This window comes from Plantactinospora veratri, assembly GCF_036421995.1.
In the GTDB taxonomy this organism is placed as follows: Bacteria; Actinomycetota; Actinomycetes; order Mycobacteriales; family Micromonosporaceae; genus Plantactinospora; species Plantactinospora veratri.
This window is the reverse complement of record NZ_JAZGQL010000040.1, coordinates 16,029-33,116: the sequence shown is the minus strand read 5'-3', so window position 1 is coordinate 33,116 and position 17,088 is coordinate 16,029. Positions and strand designations below refer to the sequence as shown.

At 73.6% G+C, this 17,088-nt stretch carries 10 protein-coding genes; 7 read left to right on the top strand and 3 right to left on the bottom strand.

Translation table 11 applies throughout. From position 1 onward, the window contains the following. Positions 1-4: 4 nt before the first annotated feature. From V1634_RS34850 to V1634_RS34840, 3 genes are all read left to right on the top strand, one after another. A complete protein-coding gene (locus V1634_RS34850) occupies positions 5-1,333 on the top strand; it encodes a diaminobutyrate--2-oxoglutarate transaminase (protein ID WP_407951911.1) in 1,329 nt (442 codons plus the stop codon). A 107-nt stretch (positions 1,334-1,440) separates the two neighbouring features. Then, entirely contained in the window at positions 1,441-2,142 is a 702-nt protein-coding gene (locus V1634_RS34845; protein ID WP_331211878.1) for a hypothetical protein, read from the top strand. After that, positions 2,139-3,239 carry a DegT/DnrJ/EryC1/StrS family aminotransferase gene (locus V1634_RS34840; protein WP_331211877.1) on the top strand — a complete coding sequence of 367 codons (1,101 nt, stop codon included), beginning with the start codon at positions 2,139-2,141 and terminating at the stop codon, positions 3,237-3,239. The genes V1634_RS34845 and V1634_RS34840 overlap by 4 nt, the downstream gene beginning before the upstream one ends. A 58-nt stretch (positions 3,240-3,297) precedes the next feature. On the opposite strand, the gene V1634_RS34835 is transcribed toward V1634_RS34840, so the two are convergent. The 3 genes from V1634_RS34835 to V1634_RS34825 all read right to left on the bottom strand — a co-directional run bounded on the left by V1634_RS34835 (position 3,298) and on the right by V1634_RS34825 (position 8,260). Further along, the gene (locus V1634_RS34835; RefSeq protein ID WP_331211876.1) at positions 3,298-5,235 is read right to left on the bottom strand and encodes a PhoX family protein; all 1,938 of its coding nucleotides are present in this window, start codon (positions 5,233-5,235) and stop codon (positions 3,298-3,300) included. A 62-nt stretch (positions 5,236-5,297) separates the two neighbouring features. Next, positions 5,298-6,269, bottom strand: coding sequence for a GIY-YIG nuclease family protein (locus tag V1634_RS34830; protein WP_331211875.1), 972 nt, complete (start codon positions 6,267-6,269; stop codon positions 5,298-5,300). After that, positions 6,266-8,260, bottom strand: coding sequence for a condensation domain-containing protein (locus V1634_RS34825; RefSeq protein WP_331211874.1), 1,995 nt, complete (start codon positions 8,258-8,260; stop codon positions 6,266-6,268). Before V1634_RS34825 ends, V1634_RS34830 begins: the two co-directional genes overlap by 4 nt. A 581-nt stretch (positions 8,261-8,841) precedes the next feature. Between V1634_RS34825 and V1634_RS34820 the strand changes: the two genes are divergently transcribed. Genes V1634_RS34820 through V1634_RS34805 form a run of 4 tightly spaced genes read left to right on the top strand, consistent with a single transcriptional unit; the run spans position 8,842 to position 17,086 of the window. Continuing rightward, positions 8,842-11,757 carry an AMP-binding protein gene (locus tag V1634_RS34820; RefSeq protein ID WP_331211873.1) on the top strand — a complete coding sequence of 972 codons (2,916 nt, stop codon included), beginning with the start codon at positions 8,842-8,844 and terminating at the stop codon, positions 11,755-11,757. A 39-nt stretch (positions 11,758-11,796) separates the two neighbouring features. Continuing rightward, complete coding sequence (locus tag V1634_RS34815) at positions 11,797-13,647, top strand: fatty acyl-AMP ligase (protein ID WP_331211872.1); 1,851 nt, start codon at positions 11,797-11,799, stop codon at positions 13,645-13,647. Then, the gene (locus tag V1634_RS34810) at positions 13,644-15,374 is read left to right on the top strand and encodes an acyl-CoA dehydrogenase family protein (protein WP_331211871.1); all 1,731 of its coding nucleotides are present in this window, start codon (positions 13,644-13,646) and stop codon (positions 15,372-15,374) included. The genes V1634_RS34815 and V1634_RS34810 overlap by 4 nt, the downstream gene beginning before the upstream one ends. Next, the gene (locus tag V1634_RS34805) at positions 15,371-17,086 is read left to right on the top strand and encodes an acyl-CoA dehydrogenase (RefSeq protein ID WP_331211870.1); all 1,716 of its coding nucleotides are present in this window, start codon (positions 15,371-15,373) and stop codon (positions 17,084-17,086) included. Before V1634_RS34810 ends, V1634_RS34805 begins: the two co-directional genes overlap by 4 nt. Positions 17,087-17,088: the final 2 nt, after the last annotated feature.

Genomic DNA, 17,088 nt, shown 5'->3' with positions numbered 1-17,088 from the left:
GCCGGTGCGGGTGACGACGACGGGTGGTCGGGTCGACGAGGACGGGGGCAGCGTGGACGTGCTGGAGACGTACGAGTCGAGGGTCCGGTACTACTGCCGGCGGTGGCCGGCGGTCTTCGCCCGGGCCGAGGGTGCCCGGCTGTACGACGAGGACGGCCGGGAATATCTGGACTTCTTCGCCGGCGCGGCGACCCTCAACTACGGGCACAACCCACCGGAACTGGTCGAGGCGGTGATCGACTATCTGCGCTCCGGCGGGCTGGTGCACGGTCTGGACACGGCCACGGTGGCCAAGCGCGAGTTCGTCCGGGCACTCTCCGACGTGGTGCTGGCGCCGCGCGGGCTCGACTACCGGATCCAGTTCACCGGGCCGACCGGCACCAGCGCGGTCGAGGCGGCGCTCCGGGTGGCCCGGAAAGCCACCGGGCGGCGCCGGGTGGTCTGCCTCACCGGCGCCTACCACGGGATGACGGTCGACTCGATCACGGTCTCCGACATCCCCGGGCCGGCCGGCCTGCCCACCCTGGACCCGGCCGGGGTGACCCGGGTGCCGCACGAGATGGACACGCCCGGCACCGACCACGCGCTGGCCGCCCTGGCGACCGCGCTCGACGGCCCGGACGGCGCACCGGCGGCGTTCATCGTGGAGACCCTCCAGGGCGAGGGCGGGGTCCGGCCGCTGTCGGCGCGCTACCTGAGCGAGGCACAGGCGCTGTGCCGGCGTACCGGGACGGTCCTGATCGTGGACGACATCCAGGCGGGCGGCGGGCGTACCGGGCCGTTCTTCTCGTTCGAGTCCGCCGGCCTGCGGCCCGACGTCGTCTGCCTGTCGAAGTCGATCAGTGGCCTCGGGCTTCCGCTCAGCCTGGTGCTGATCGGTCCGGAGCTGGACGTGTGGGCCCCCGGCGAACACTCCGGAACGTTCCGGGGCAACCAGCTCGCCTTCGTCACCGGCGCGCTGGCGCTCAGGCGGTGGTGGCGCACCGAGCACCTGCGCCGGGAGGTGGAGCGCAAGTCGGCGCTGCTGGCGAAGGAACTGTCCATGCTGGACGCCGGGGGCGGGTGCCTGGCCGGGCCGGTGCGGGGGCGCGGACTGCTGCTGGGACTGCCCTGCCGCAGTCGCGCGGTGGCGGACCAGGTCGCCCGGTACGCGTTCGAGCAGGGCCTGCTGCTGGAGACCTGCGGTCGGGACGGCGAGGTGTTGAAGCTCTGCCCGCCGCTGACGGTGACCGACGCGGAGCTGCGGCGCGGCGTCGAGACGCTGGCGGGGGCGCTGCGCCGGGCGGGCGACCGACACGGCGCCGGCCAGGTGGTCGCGGTACGGCCCGGTTGACCGCCGGACCCGGCCGTGACGCCGATGCCGGTGACCGGGCCGGGGCCGGCGGGCAACGCAACGCCTCGGCGAGCCCGAGGGAGGACGTGTCGAAGGGGGAGACCCGAATGTCGTCGTCGCTGACCGCCGGATCGACCGGCCAACTGGCCGGTGCGCCGGGCACCGTCTGCGATCTGCTGTGGCGGGGGACGGCCGGCCCCGGGGCGTCGGTGCCGGACGGACCGGCCGGCCGGTACGAGCAGACCGCGCGCGGGTACGGGCGGGGCTTCGCCGAGCAGGGCTATCCGGACGGGTCGCTGGTGCTGATCGCCCTGCGGCGGCCGGCGGAGATCGTGGCGCTCACCCTCGGCGCGTGGTGGGCCGGGCACCAGGTCGCCTACGCCGCCGAACCGGACCATCGACGCCGGGACCGGATCGCGCTCGACCTCGGTGCGGCACTACAGGTCTGCGACCCGGGGGACATCGTCGACGAGGAGCACTTCCGGCACCGCGACGTGCCGGCCGTACCCCCGGAGAACCTGGCCCTGCCGCCCGCCTCCTGGCCGGCCCGCTGCCGGCCCTCCGATCCCGCCCTGACGACCTGGCACGGCTTCCCGGCGGTGCCGACCGGCACCTGGTCGCACGCCGACCTCATCGAGACGGCGTCCGGCCCGGACGGCGACACCGGCCCGGACGGGACCGTCACCCCGCCCGCCGAAGCCCCGGCCGAGCAGGTGCTGCACGCCCTGCTGCGGTCGCTGCTCACCGGGGCCCGCCCGGCGCCGGCCCCGAACGGCGGCGCCCGGCACCGGCAGGGAGCGCTGCGATGACGGTGCCCTTCCTGGACCTGCGTGCCGGGTACGCCGAACTGCGCACCGAACTGGACGCCGCCTACGCCCGGGTGCTGGCCTCCGGGCGGTACGTGCTCGGACCGGAGACGGAGGCGTTCGAGGCCGAGTTCGCCGCCTTCTGCGGCGCACCGCACTGCGTCACCGTGGGCAGCGGATGCGACGCGCTGGAACTGGCGCTGCGGGCACTGGACGTCGGCGACGGGCACGAGGTCATCGTGCCGTCGCACACCTTCGTCGCGACCTGGCTCGCGGTGTCGGCGGTCGGCGCCCGGCCGGTCCCGGTCGAGCCGGACGAGCGGACCGGGACCATGGACCCGGCCCGGATCGAAGCCGCGGTCACCGATCGCACCAGGGCCGTCATCCCGGTACACCTCTACGGCCACCCGGCCGACCTGGACGGGATCACCGAGGTGGCCGCCCGGCGGGGCCTGGCGGTGGTCGAGGACGCGGCGCAGGCCCACGGTGCCCGGTACCGAGGCCGTCGGGTGGGCGAGGGCTCGACCGCGGCGGCGTTCAGCTTCTACCCCGGCAAGAACCTCGGCGCGATGGGCGACGGCGGAGCGGTGGTCACCGCCGACGCCGGCCTGGCCGAGCGGGTACGACTGCTGCGCAACTACGGCTCGCGGGTCAAGTACCAGCACGAACTGCGGGGCACGAACTCGCGGCTCGACGAACTCCAGGCGGCGTTCCTGCGGGTCAAACTGGCCCGCCTGCCGGAGTGGAACCGCCGCCGCGCCGAGGTGGCGGCCCGGTACCTGACGGAACTCGCCGACCTGCCCGGGCTGGCACTGCCCCGGGTGTCGTCCTGGGCCGACCCGGTGTGGCACCTCTTCGTGGTCCGGACGGCGGCCCGCGACCGGTTACGTGCGGCACTGCACCGGTCCGGCGTGGAGACGATCATCCACTACCCGGTGCCGCCGCATCTCGCGCCGGCCTACGCCGGCCCCGACCTCCCGGCCGGCGGATATCCGGTCGCCGAACGCCTCGCCGACGAGGTGCTCAGCCTGCCGATCGGCCCGCACCTGCCGGCCGAGCAGGTCGAGACGGTGGTCTCCGCCGTCCGCGCCGGGCTGTGACCGGGGCGCGGTCGCCACGGGCGAACCGGTCGGCCCGGCGCCGGGCCGCGCCGGGCGGTCAGGTCCCGATGACGCCGCCGTCCTCCTTGCGGATCACCAGGGTGGCGGAGCGGGGCCGCCCGGCGGGGTCGAAGTCGGGCCAGTTGCTGACCGCGCGGGGGTTCTCGGGTGTCGGGCTGCCCCACGCCGGGGTCAGCTCGCCGGGGTGCTGCACGTTGACGAACATCGTCCGCCGGTCCGGCGTCACGGTGATCCCGGTGATCTCGCAACCGCGCGGGCCGACCAGGAACCGGCGGATCTCGCCCGTCTCCGGGTCACACGCCAGCATCGCGTTGTTCCCGATCCGGTCGTACCCCCAGCCGGGGGAGTTCAGCACGTAGTTCGACACGTCGGTCTGGATCCACAGCCGGCCGTCGGGGTCGAACCACAGCCCGTCCGGCGAGCCGAAGATGCCGGCGTCGTCCAACCGGACCCGGTCGTCGTACGCGGGGTCGCCGCCGAGTACGAAGACGTCCCACTCGAACGCCGTGGCGGTGTTGTCGTCACCGTCCTCCCGCCACCGGATGATGTGCCCGTACGGGTTGGGCGTCCGTGGCGTCACCGCGTGCGGCCAGCCGGAACCGTTGGAGAGGCTGGCGTAGACCGCCCCGTTCTCCGGGTGCACGCTGATCCACTCCGGTCGGTCCAGCGGGGTCGCGCCGAGCGCGTCGGCGGCCCGCCTGGTCCGCAGCAGCACGTCGGCCTGGTCCGACCAGCCCTGCGCCGGGGTGAGCGGCCCGTGCCCGAAACGCAGCGGCAGCCAGCGGCCGGTGCCGTCGTCGTCGAACCGGGCGACGTAGAGGGTGCCCTCGTCCAGCGGGCTGCGACCCCGGGCCCGCATCGCCGCCCAGGGGGCCGCGCTGACGTACTTGTAGATGTATTCGCCGTCCTGGTCGTCGCCGCTGTAGACGACGAGGTGGCCGCGTGACTCGGTGACGGTGGCGCCCTCGTGCTTGAACCGGCCCAGCGCCGTACGCTTCACCGGGGTCGAGTCCGGCCGGAACGGGTCGATCTCCACGACCCAGCCGAACCGGTTCGGCTCGTTCGGGTTGCGCGCCAGGTCGAACCGGGGGTCCGCCAGGTGCAGCCGGTAGTCCAGGCCGGTACGTGAGATCCCGTAACGGTCCTGCTCGGGGCCCGGTGCCCAGTCCGGGTCGGCGGTGCCGAAGTAGATGTTGAAGTTCTCCTCGCAGGCCAGGTAGGTGCCCCACGGGGTGACCCCGTGCGAGCAGTTGTTGAGCGTTCCCCGGGGGATCCCGACGGCACGCAGCGCGGGATGGCGCCGCGGGACCGGCCCCGAGTACGTCATCGGGGTCGTACCGTTGATCCGCCGGTTGAACGGTGAGTCCACGGGCCGCCAGGCGCCGTCGCGCTGCGCGATCTCCAGCACGGTCACGCCCAGGGCGGCCAGCGTCTTGTCCGACTTCTCCCGGGTCATCACCGCGTCGCCGTCGGCGTGCAGCAGCGTCCGGTCGGTGTACTCGTGGTTGACCACCAGGAGACCGCGCCGGTTGCCGGCCGGGCCGGGGCCGTGCGGGAAGAAGTGCATGCCGTCGTGCTGCATGCCGACCTGTTCGGCCTGCTCGGCCGCGCTGTTGGTGCCGTCGGGACGCCAGGCCGGGCCGGTGGAGCGGATCGGCGTCCCCCACGGAATGATCACGTCAGCCCGGTAGCCGGCCGGCAGCGTGACGGCGTCGTCGGCGTTCGCGGCCACCGGGGCGAAGCCGAGCAGGCTCCGGCCGGAAGCGCCGGCCGCCGGGACGCCGAGGCTACGCACCAGCGGTGCGCTGTCGGCGACGGCGAGGAAACTCGTCGCGGCGACCACGGTGCCGCCGCGAACGAGGGCGCGTCGCGAGACCCGGGCGTTCAGGAGGTCCCGGAACGGCCTGCTGGTCGACGGGTTTGAACGACGATCGTCCGGGTCCGGTACGGACTGGGCTGCATGATCGATCGACATGACCGAAGGGTACGGCGAGGCAGCGCCACGGTGAACGGTGCGAAAACCGCCGGCGAACCCGGTTACCGGGCCAGCCGGGCGGCCAGTTCGGCGGTGCTGCCGGCGAACTCGGCCCAGTCGGGCGGGGTGGCGTCGAGGTACCGGCGGGCCCGCTCCAGAGTGCACGACCGCTGGCTCCAGTCGCGGAGCCGTCCGGCCCGGACCTGGAAACGCACCAGCAGGTCGTCGGCCCACCCGTACGCGTCGAGGTCGTCGGGACGGGCCAGGGTGACGCGCTGGGTGCAGGTGATCCAGTCCACGGCCTCGATCTCGGCCTGTAGCCGGCCGGCCAGCTCGAACGCCAACCGGCCGGCGGCGTCGTCCCGCCGTTGGCACAGCCGGTCGCGTGCCTCCCGCACCGCGCCCGGCTCGCGGGACAGGACGGCGACCAGCGAGTCGACGAGCCGCGCCCGATGGCTCGGGTCGATGCCCAGCTTGCCGGCGAGGTCGAGGTCGAGGCCCGTGATGCCGGTCCCGGCGTACGCCAGCGGCAGCACCCGGTGCAGTGCGGAGGCGGCCAGCCGTACCCTGGTGCCGCCGAGGTAGGGACCGAAGTGCCGCAGCTGCGACGCCGGCCCGAGGTGGTGCACGACCTTGAGACCGGGGGTCTCGGGCCCCGGGTCCAGCCGGAGGTGGACCGGAACCTCCTGTCCGCCCCGGGTGCGGTTGGCGGTCGGCAGGTGCGCCTCGAGCAGGTTGCGTTCCAGCCAGGCGGCCTCGTGCTCCGACGCGCAGCTCACCGCCTCGATCCGGGCGATCCGACCGACCATCGTGCTCAGGTGGGGGCGGTCCCGCAGATCGGACCAGTACGAGGCGACGCGGCGCCGGAGATTGACGGCACGCCCGATGTAGAGCACCCGGTTACGGCCGTCGCGGAACCGGTAGACGCCGGGGGTGTCGGGCAGGCGGGGGATGGCGGCCCGGGGCGGGGCGCTGGCCGGCGGCTTCGTCGGTTCGACCTCCTCGGGACGGGCAGCCCGGGCCGGCGCGCTCACACCGACCCGCCCGTCGCCACCATACCGGGCACGCCACCGGCCGGATCGGCCCGGCGGCCGGGTGTGCAACTGGGCGGGCCACCCGGTTGAACGACCGGTGCAGCGGACCCGTCGCCGCCGACCGCCGCGTCCGGGCGACGGCGCAGTTTCCGGGCGACCGTCGCGAGCGAGGCCAGGCTGACGAAGTCGGCCGGCTCGGCGCCCTCGAATCCGGCCTCCCGGAGCCCGACCATCATCGACGGAACCAGCAGGTACTCGCCGCCCGCCTGGGCGTAACACCGTGCCGGGTCGCAGGCCGAGCCCGGGTGCCGGCTCTCGAAGACCCGCACCAGCGCGCGGATCCGCTCGTCGTCGTCGACCGTCGGTCGGTACCCGTCGCTCGGGCGCAGCTCCGCGGTGGCCTCCCGGGCGAGCCAGCCGGCCTCGCCCGCCGCCTCGTCCGGGGCGGTCCGGACCAGCCGGTAGGAGGTGGGGAGGTGGATCAGCGGGCTGCCGGCGGCGGCGAGCATCATGTGTTCGTGCAGTCCGGTCAGGTCGACGGCGGACCCGGCCAGGTGCGCCCGGACCGGCGAGCCGGCCGAGCCGTCGACGAAGACCCCGGCCTGCTCGACGCCGTGGAACTCGGCCATCCGCCGCCGGATCAGTTCGGCGTCGAACCGCGACTCGCCGAGCCGGGCCAGACCCTCGACGCCGCGCGGCGGCCCGAGGGTGACCAGGCGGAGGAGGTCGGCCACCGGCATCTCCGGCTCGTCGCTGACGGTACGCAGCAGTTGCGCCAGCAGCCGCAGCGCGCTGGCCGCCTCCTCGGGCGAGAAGGCGGACGTGTCGGCGGTGAGTTCGATCCGCAGCCCCGCCCCCTGCGGGGTCAGATGGAAGTTCGACTCGTTGGCGCCGCCGTCGCGGGTCTGCACCGTCACCGTCTCCTGGTCGACGTGCTGAGCGCGCTCCGGGGGCCCGCCGAGCCCGTCGGCGTAGTCGACCACGACGGGTAGTGCGAAGCTGCTGCCGAACTCGGCATCCTCCCGGACCCCGTCCATCCGCCACGCGCCGAAGTCGCGCTGGCTGTGCCAGTAGGCCTTCAACAGGCCCTTGTGCGTCTCCACCAGCAGCCGCCGCGCCGTCTGCGCCGGGTCCGCCCGGACCTCGCAGATGACTACCGTGGCTGCCCGACCGACCATGTGCAGGGTCTCCGGCTGCCAGCGGTTCGCCACCTCGGAGTAGAGGTACACGTCGTTCCGGCGCAACCACCCCGCCAGCAGCAGCCCGATGACCGCGTGCACGACGGTCGGCACGGTGACCCGGCACCTGCGGGCCAGCGCCTCGACCCGGGGAAGGATGTCCGGCACCCGCGCCACCGCGACGACCGAGCGCCCGGCGTCGCCCGCCGGGTACCCGTGCTGCCGTACCGGCATGACGTTGCGCGGTATGCGGCGGCGGAGGTCCCGCATCCACTCGATCCGGCGTGTGCTCTGCGCGACCTGCCCGGATTCCCACCGGGCCAGGTCGATGTTGTGGAAGCTGGCGTTGAACTCGGGCGCCGGCCCCTGCCGCCCGCGCGCCAGGTCGCACTCGACAAGTCGTTTCACGATGGCGAAGGAGAGCCAGTCGAGGTCCAGTTGGTTCACCACCAGATAGGCCCTGCCGACCTCACGGTGCGGGTCGGGCACCGCCACCCGGACGGCCGGCCGGTCGAAGATGGAGAATTCTTCGCGGCGCGCCTGCTCGAAGCTCAGCACGGGTGGCTCGTACGACGCCAGCACGTGCTGCCGTGGCGGTGCGGTGTCCGGTCTGGAATATGTCGTGCGGAGGGATTCGAATTTCTGTACGCACCTGTTGAGCGCATCCTGGAGTGCGGACACGGTGGTGCCCTCGGGAATCTCCAGACTCCGGCTGAACTCCGGTGGCTGGTGACTCTTCTCCCGCCACGGGTGGTTGTAGAACCAGAAGATGTGCTGTCCCCAGGTCAGGGGACCGGTGCGGACACCCGTCATCTCGTACCCTTCTCGTGTGGTGGCTGTCGGCCGTACGGAGACGGGGCGCCATCGAGCCGGCGTGGCGGTTCCGGTGGCCCGTCGTGCGACTCTTCAGTCGGACCGTGGCGGCCGGACGCCGTCGACGCAGGTCACGAGCGCGTACGACATCGGCAGCGGTCATTTCTCCGAGGCTAGCGCAGCAGCGCCGTACGGTCGCGACCGCGTTGCCGTGGGCATTCGGCACAGCCGCGACGCCGGCGTACAAAGCTGCTCTTGCCCGCACCACCGGCGTGGGTAGCATGAGGCGGCGAGTACATCGGACAGGAGTACGGACCGGAGGTCTCGAAAGAATCACGGCAGCGAATTCCTGACACGACACCGGCGTCACCCTGGCAGCCTCACCCATTGTGTGAAAGGTGGGACCGGGCGTCGCGGTGCTTTTCGTGTCCGTGGGTGCGTTCATCACGGGGGTGGCCATTGCGGGGGCCAGGGGCCGTTCGGAAAATGCCGACCGGTGAATGTCGGGGAGTTGGGTCGCGGGCTTTACCGCCAGGTTCCGCGCAACGGTCCGGATGCCGTATCGGCGGCGGGACACCGTGATGGGCACGCCGCAGACCCTGAGCGGTGCCCTGGACATCTGCGCGAGGACCGCCGGGGACGAGGTGGCGCTCATCGGCCGCGACGGTTCCACGCTCAGCTACGGTGAGTGGGACCGTCAGGCAGACGTCCTGGCGGGCCTGATCAGTGCGCGTACGCCCGTCGGCGGTACGGTCATCGCACGCCTCGGCGAGCGCTCCGACGCGCTCGGCGCCGTCGCCCTCTTCGCCGCGATCCGGGCCGGCCGCTTCCTGTTGCCGATGTCCGGGCGATTCTCCGACAGCGACCTGGAGCGCGCGGTCGAGCGGCACCGGGTCGGCCTGGTGCTGGTCGACGACGAGACCCGGGCGTGGAAGGCGTCCCGACCCGGCGCGGAAACCCTCTGTTTCGACGGTTCCTCGACGAGCTCCGACGGCTCCGCCACGAGCGTCGACGACTCCACCGTGGGTGCCGAGGTACGGCAGCCGGGCACGACGCCGGCTCCGCCGGGCGGGGCCGTCACCTACACCCTCGGCACGACCGACCGGCCCGCGGCGATCCGCTGGACCCACTCCGACCTGCTCAGCTGGCTCACCGGCTGGACCGGTGCCCCGGCCCGGCGGCCGCACCTGCACGAGTTCCCGCCGGACACCGGGGACGCGCTGGGGCGCCTGGTCCGCACCCTGCTGCGCTATCCCGGGGTACGGAGCCGACCCGGAGAGCCGGCGGCACTCGTCGAGCTGCTGAACCGGTACCGGCCGGCGGACCTGCTGCTCGTGGCCGCCAGCGCGCGGGCGCTCGTCGACGGCACCGTGCCGAGACCCGACCGGGAGGCTGCGGCAGCGGTCCTCTCCATCTACCTGACGTCCGACTTCTCCGACAGCGGGACGATCCGTTCGCTGCGGGCCCGCTTTCCCCGGGCGGCCGTGACCAACGTCTACTCGGTGGCGGAGGCCGGGCGCGGGCAGGTCTGGCAGCGCTACCCGCCGCTGCGGGAGTCGTCCGACGACGCGGCGGAGCCCCGGTACGCGCCCGGCGACCCCGTACCCGTCGGAAGCCCCATCTTCGGCACCGAGGTCCGGATCACCGATGCCGCCGGAAGGCCGGCGGACGCCGGATCGGTGGGAAGGATCTGGCTGCGTCCCGGGCTGCCCAGTTCGCTCGGCTACTGCGACGGCGAGGGCCGGCCCGACGTCTTCGCCGACGGCTGGGTCCGCACCGACGACCTCGGCCTCGTCGACGACACCGGACGCCTCCTCCTCGCTGGCCGGGCCGACGACGTGCTGACGCTGCCCGGCGGTCAGGTGACCGCTCGCCAGGTCGAGGCGGTGCTGGCGGCCGAGCACCCGGTCGACGACGTCGCGGTGCTGGTCGAGGCCGACGGTTGCGACCCGGGCCGGGAGCCGGTAATGGTGGCCGCGGTGGTCCCGGCCGGGCCGGACCGGGCCGGCCGCGTACCGGAGGTCGCCGGGACCGGGTCGGAGCCCGGCGGGCTTCCCGCGACCCTGTCCACGCTGCTGGCGCAGCGGTTCGGAGCCGACGCCGGACGGATCCGCGTCGTCGCCGTCGCCGAGGTGCCGAGGAACGCCGCCGGCAAGGCGGACCGTCGGCGGCTGCGTGCCCTCCTTCCGGAACTGCCGGCGGGTACCCCGGACCGGGTGCCGCCCCCGGCGCCGGGCCTCGTCTCCCGGGCCGGACTCTGCTGGGGCCAGCGCTGGAGCTGGCACCAACAACAGCTCCCACCCGGGCGCAGAGCCCCGACCCTGCTCTTCCGGCGGATGATCCGGATACCCGACGGTGTCGGTCCGGAACTGGCCCGCCGGGCCGTCGCCCTCTCCGTCGCCCGCCACTCGTCGTTGCGCAGCACCTTCTCGGTGCAGGACGGGCAGCCCTGCCAGCAGGTGTGGTCCGCCGACGGCGCGCGCTGGGAGTTCCGGGAGTTCCCCGGCCAGACCGGGTGCGAGAGCTGGCTGGCCGGCGACATCGACATCGAGGCCGGCTGGCCGATCCGGGCCGCGCTCGCGGGATCCGCACCGGGCGCGACCTGGCTGGGCGTGGCGGTGCACCACATCGCGACGGATCTCTACGGCTTCAACCTGCTCTGCACCGAACTCCAGACCGCCGTCCGGGCCTATCTGGCCGGCGGCGAGCCGAGCCTGCCGCCGGTCGGCCGGCACGCCGTGGACATCGCCGCGTACGAGAGTTCACCGCAGGGAGTCGCGACCAGCGCCAGGACGATCGCGTACTGGCAGCGGCACGCGGGCGAGATGGCAAAGGTGATCTCGACCATCACCCGGGGCGCCGGGCAGCCGGCCGACGCCATGCACGTGGCCCGGGCGACGGCCGACATCGGCGGGGAACAGCTGGACACGATCGCCCGGGGGCGGGGTCGCGGCGCCGTACTGCTGGGCGCGGTGGCGATCTCACTGGCCCGGTTCCTCGGCTGTGCCCAGGTCCCGATGATGCTGCTGGTGCCCAACCGGCACCTGCCCGGCGTCAAGCACTCGGTCTGCGCGCTCGCCCAGGCCGGCCTCTGCGTCGTCGAGGTACGCCCGCACGACTCGCTGCACGCCGTGGTCGGGCGCGCCTGGTCGGGGCTGGTCCGGGCGCAGGCGTACGGGTACTGCGACCACGACGAGCTCACCGAGCGGATGACCCCGGCCCAGGTCGGTGAGCACGGCTTCGTCGTCACGCCGCCGGGCGTGAACGTCATGCAGGCGGCGGCGGTCGGCGATCCGGGACTCGTACCGGCCACGGCGGACGCCTTCCCGACCGTCGCCGTGCACACCCTGGACCGGCCCTGCCTGGGCACGAACTTCCACCTGGCGGTCTCGGAGTCGACCCTGACCGTCGAGTTGCGCGCCGGAGTGCACCTGCTCTCGGCGGAGGACTGCCGGGACCTGGTCTCGGCGACCGTGCGGTCGATTCTCGATGCGTGAACCACGTCGAGGGAGCGCCCGAGGATTGGAGGAGCCGTGATGGAGCTGGCCGAGACGTTCACCGGCCAACTGCTGCGCCATGTCCGGGACCGGCCGCACCACCCGGCGGTGGTCTACACCGAGGATCCGCGCTCACCGGACGCCGAGTCCCTGCTCAGTTACGGGCAGCTGCACGACGCCGCGACGAGGCTGGCGGGGCGGCTGCGCGCGGATCATCGGCCCGGTTCCCGGATGCTGCTGCTCTACCCGTCGGGGCTGGAGTTCGTGGTGGCCTTCGTCGCCTGCCAGTACGCGGGACTGGTCGCCGTACCGGCCCCCGAGCCGGACCGCCATCCCTACCGGCGGCAGCGGCTGCTGGGCATCCTGGAGAACAGCACCAGCGCCGCGGTGTTGACGACCGACGCCCGGGCGTACGAGGTGCGGGACTGGATGGAGGCGGTCGGGGCGAGCCTGCCCGTCGTCACGACGGACCGGGAGGTCCCGGACCGGCAGGCCGGGAGCCCGGAGTCGACGGGGCACGACGCCGCCGACCGGACGCCGGAGGAGCCGCGCGCCGAGGCGCTCTCCTTCCTCCAGTACACCTCGGGTTCGACGGCGGCGCCGCGCGGCACGATGGTCAGCCAACGCAACCTGGCACAGCACTCCCGGATGTTCCTGGCGATGCTCGGGGTCACCGGACCGGTGTCGATCGGCGGCTGGTTGCCGATGTTCCACGACATGGGGCTCGTCGGTCACGTCGTCACCCCGCTCTTCTCCGGCGGCACCAGCGTGCTGATGTCCCCGACGTCGTTCCTGCGCCGGCCCGGCGCCTGGCTCAACCTGGTGGACCGGTACGGGCTGTACATGTCGGCGGCGCCGAACTTCGCCTACGACATGTGCGTCGCCCGGGTGTCCGACGAGGAGATCCGGCAGCTCGACCTCTCCAGGTGGATCGTGGCGATCAACGGCTCGGAGCCGGTGCAGGCACACACCGTCGAGGAGTTCACCCGGCGTTTCGCGGCCGCCGGGCTCCGCCCGGAGACGGTGTGCCCGGGGTACGGCCTCGCCGAGGCCACGCTCGCGGTGAGCCTGGAGTGGCACGCCAACCGACCCACGGTGACCCCGGTGGAGGCGGAGCCGCTCACCCGGCACGTGCTGCGCCCGCTCGCCGACGCCCGCCCCGACGCCGGGACGTACCTGCCCCGGCTCGTCGGCAGTGGCCAGGCGGCCGGCCCGGAGGTGCGGATCGTCGACCCGCAGACCCGGGAGGTGATGCCGGAACGGACCGTCGGCGAGATCTGGGTGCGGGGCCCGAGCGTCGCGGAGGGCTACTGGGCGGCCCCCGAGGACAGCACGGCGACGTTCGCGGCGGTGACCGCCGACGGGGAGTCCGGCTTCCTGCGGACCGGTGACCTCGGCGTACTGCACGGCGACGAGCTGTACGTGACCGGACGGATCAAGGAAGTGCTGGTGGTCTTCGGCCGCAACCTGTACCCGCAGGACATCGAGGCCGAAGCCCGGGCGTACCACGAGTCCCTCGTCGGGCTCGTCGGCGCCGCCTTCACGATCCCGGTGCCGCACGAGGAGGTGGTCCTGCTGCACGAGTACCGGCACGGCAAGGTCGACGGCGACCGTGACGACGAAGCCCCGCGACGCCTCGCCGACGCCCTCCAACTGCACCTGTCCAGGGCCTTCGGCGCCGCCGTCAGCGTCGTACTGGTACCGCCCCGGACGATCCCGCGCACGACGAGCGGAAAGGTGCAGCGCCACCGGGCCCGGCAGTTGTTCCTCGACGGTGCGGTACGACCCGTCGCGGCGAACCTCACCACCCTGGCCCGGCGCTGCGACGTCGGCAGCAGGTATCCGGCGGAACCGTTGGCGGCGGCCCCGACGGGCGGAGCGGCGGGATGACCGCACCGGTGCCGACCCGGGCCGAGCCGCTGTACCCGGGGGTGGCCGGCATCGTGTCGGAACTCGGTGCCTTCGCCGACGACACGGGCCGGTTCTCCCGGGCCACCGCCACCGCGCTCGACGAGCGGGAGACCTTCCCGGTCGACGCCTGTCGCTGGCTCGACAGTCTGGCGGTACCGGCACACTACGTACCGGCCCGGTACGGCGGCGCCTGGCGCGACCACGACGAACTCGTGCACCTGGTCAGGGCGATGAGCCGGCGCGACCTGACGGTGTCGGTGGCGCACGCGAAGACGTTCCTCGGCGCGGCCAGCGTCTGGGTCGGCGGCGATCCGGAACAGTGCCGGCGGCTCGCCGGCCGGGTGCTCGCCGGGGCGCCGGTCGCCTGGGGCCTGACCGAGCCCGGCCACGGCAGCGACCTGATGGCCACCGAGATGACCGCCGAGCCCACCCCGGAGGGTTTCCGGTTGACCGGCCGGAAGCGCCCGGTCAACAACGCGACCCGCAGCGAACTGGTCTGTGTCCTCGCCCGCACGGGTGCGCAGCGGGATCCGCGCGGACTGAGCGTGCTGCTGGTCGACAAGCGGGGGCTGCCGGACGGGAGCTTCCGCTGTCTGCCGAAGGTCCGCACCCACGGCATCCGGGGCGCGGACATCAGCGGTATCGACCTGGTCGCGGCGCCCGTCGGGCCGGAGGCCCTGATCGGGCGGCGCGGCACCGGGCTGGAGACGGTACTGCGTGCGCTGCAACTGACCCGGGTGGTCTGCACCGGCCTCTCGCTCGGCGCGGCCGACCACGCGCTCCGACTCACCTGGGATTTCGTGACCCGGCGCCGGCTCTACGAACACCTGCTGGTCGACATGCCGCACGTCCGGCGCACCCTGGGCGAGCTCTGTGCCCGAGCCTTCCTGGTCGAGTCGGCGAGCATCCTGGCGGCCCGGTTGACCCACACCGCGACCGGGGAGATGCCGGTGGTGTCGGCGCTGGTGAAGGCGTTCGTGCCGACCGTGGTGGACGAACTCGTCGCCGGCTGTGCCGAGTTGCTCGGGGCCCGGGCTTTCATGACCAACGTCTACGCGCACGGTGCCTTCGCGAAGCTGGAGCGGGACCACCGGATCGTCGGCATCTTCGACGGGAACACCGCCGTCAACCGCAGCGCGGTGGTGAACCACTTCCCGGTACTGGTCCAGGCGTGGCGGGCCGGCACCGTCGAGTCGCAGGCGCTGCGAACGGCGGCGACGTTGCGCCCCGGGCTGGGCGAGATCCGTGAACTGGTCCTGACCTCCCGTACCGGATGCTCCGTGGTGCAGTCCCTGCCGGCCGCCGTCGCCGAACTCGACGAGCCGCTGCGGCCGCTCGGTACCGCGCTGCTCCGGCTGGCCGACCAGCTCCACCAGGAGATGGCCCGCCAGCGGCAGCGGGTGTACGGCCACTCGGCGGAGGCGTTCGAGCTGGTCGAGCGGTACGAGTGGTGCTTCGCCGGTGCGGCGGCGATCCAGCTCTGGCTGGCCAACCGGGCGAGCCGGGCACCCCAGCGGGACGTCGCCGGGGACTGGTGGCACGAGGCACGGTGGCTGCGTGCCGCGCTGACGCTCGCGCTGTCCCGGCTCGGGCACCGCCCGCCGGCACCGGCCGGGGCGGTCTTCGACGAGGTGGCCGGTGCGGTCCGCGACGCCGGCCTGCCGACCCTGCTCAGCGTCGCCGACGTGGAAGGCGAACTGGCATGACGGGGAACGGGAAATCCCGGGTCGAGGGGCTGGAGGAGCTGTTCGGCGATCCGTGGGCGCCGGATTCGCCACTTCCGCACGCCACCGTGCTGCGGGCCGACGAGCGGGCGGAGACCTGCGCCGAGGGCGAGCGGATCCTCGACGACTACGGGTTCAACGCCGAGTTCGTCCCGACGGCCCACGGTGGCCGCCTGGCCCGGCTGGACGATCTCATCGAGCTGACCAGGGTCATCTGCCGCCGCGACCCCGGGCTGGCCCTGGGGTACGGGCTGAGTTCGTTCATCGCCGGTGCGAACGTCTGGGCGGCGGGGCGGCCCGACCAGTGCCGGCGGGTGGCGGAGTTGCTGCTCGGCAACCGCCGGGTCGCCTCGGTCTATCACGAACTCGAGCACGGGAACGACTTCTCCCGGATCGAACTGACCGCACTGCCCGACGGCGACGGGCGGCTGCTGGTCAACGGCCGCAAGGAGATCGTGACGAACGTCGCCCGGGCCAGCGCCCTGGTGGTGCTGGCCCGGACCGCGACGGAGCGCGGCAGCCGGAGCCTGTCGCAGGTGCTGGTGGACCGGGCGGTGGTGCCGGCCGACACCATGAAGGATCTGGGCCGGTACCCCAGCGTCGGGATGCGCGGCGTGCAACTCGGCGGCGTGGAGTTCCGCGACTGCCCGGTCGACGAGACGGCGGTGCTCGGCAGCGCCGGGCACGGCGTCGAGGTGGCACTGCGCTCGTTCCAGATCACCCGGGCCTGCCTGCCGGCGATGCTCATCGGAGCCCTCGACACCGCGATCCGGACGGCGCTGCGGTTCGCCACCGGCCGCACGCTCTACGGCCGGACGGTTGACGCCCTGCCCACCGTGCGCGCCACGCTGGTGGACGTCTTCACGGACCTGCTCGTCGCCGACGCGATGGGGCTGGTGACCGCCCGGGCGATCCACCTCGTACCCGAGGAGACGAGCGTGGCGGCGTCGGCGTCCAAGTTCTTCGTCGGCGGGCGGGCGATCGACGCCATGAACCGGCTCTCCCTGCTGCTCGGGGCGCACTTCTACGTCCGGGACGGCGAGTACGGGATCTTCCAGAAGCTGCTCCGCGACGTACCGCCGGCCGGGTTCGGCCACGCCGCGCGGGTCGCCTGCCTGATGACGATGCTGCCGCAGCTACCGATCCTGGCCCGCCGGGCCTGGGTCCAGGAGCCGCCGACGGTACCCGGGCAGCTGTACCGGCGCGGTGCCCCGCTGCCGCCGCTCTCCTTCGACCGGCTGACCGTCCGGACCGGGGGTCGGGACACCCTCGCCGGGGCACTCGGGCGGGCCCGGGAGGCGGTGGTCGAGTCCGGTGACCCGGCACTGCGCCGGCTCACCGAGGCGTTCGGCGCCGAACTGGCCGACGTGGCGACGCAGTGCGGCCAGCTCCGTCCGGGTGACCTCGGCCCCGGTGCCCGTCCCGAGGCGTTGGAGCTGGCGGCGCGCTACGCCACCGTGCTCGCCGCGGCGGCGTGCCTCAACGTCTGGTCGCACGAGCGGGACGACCGGTTTCTCGGCGACCCCGGCTGGGTGGTGGTGGCCCTGCACCGGCTGGCCCGCGACGCCGGGCTGCCGGTCGCGGCCGATCCGGCGCCGGCCGCGGCCCGCCGCCCGCTGCTCTACGCCGAACTGGCCGCCCGGTTCGCCGACGGACGCTCGTTCGACCTGGCCGACCGGCCGTTGCGGACATGACC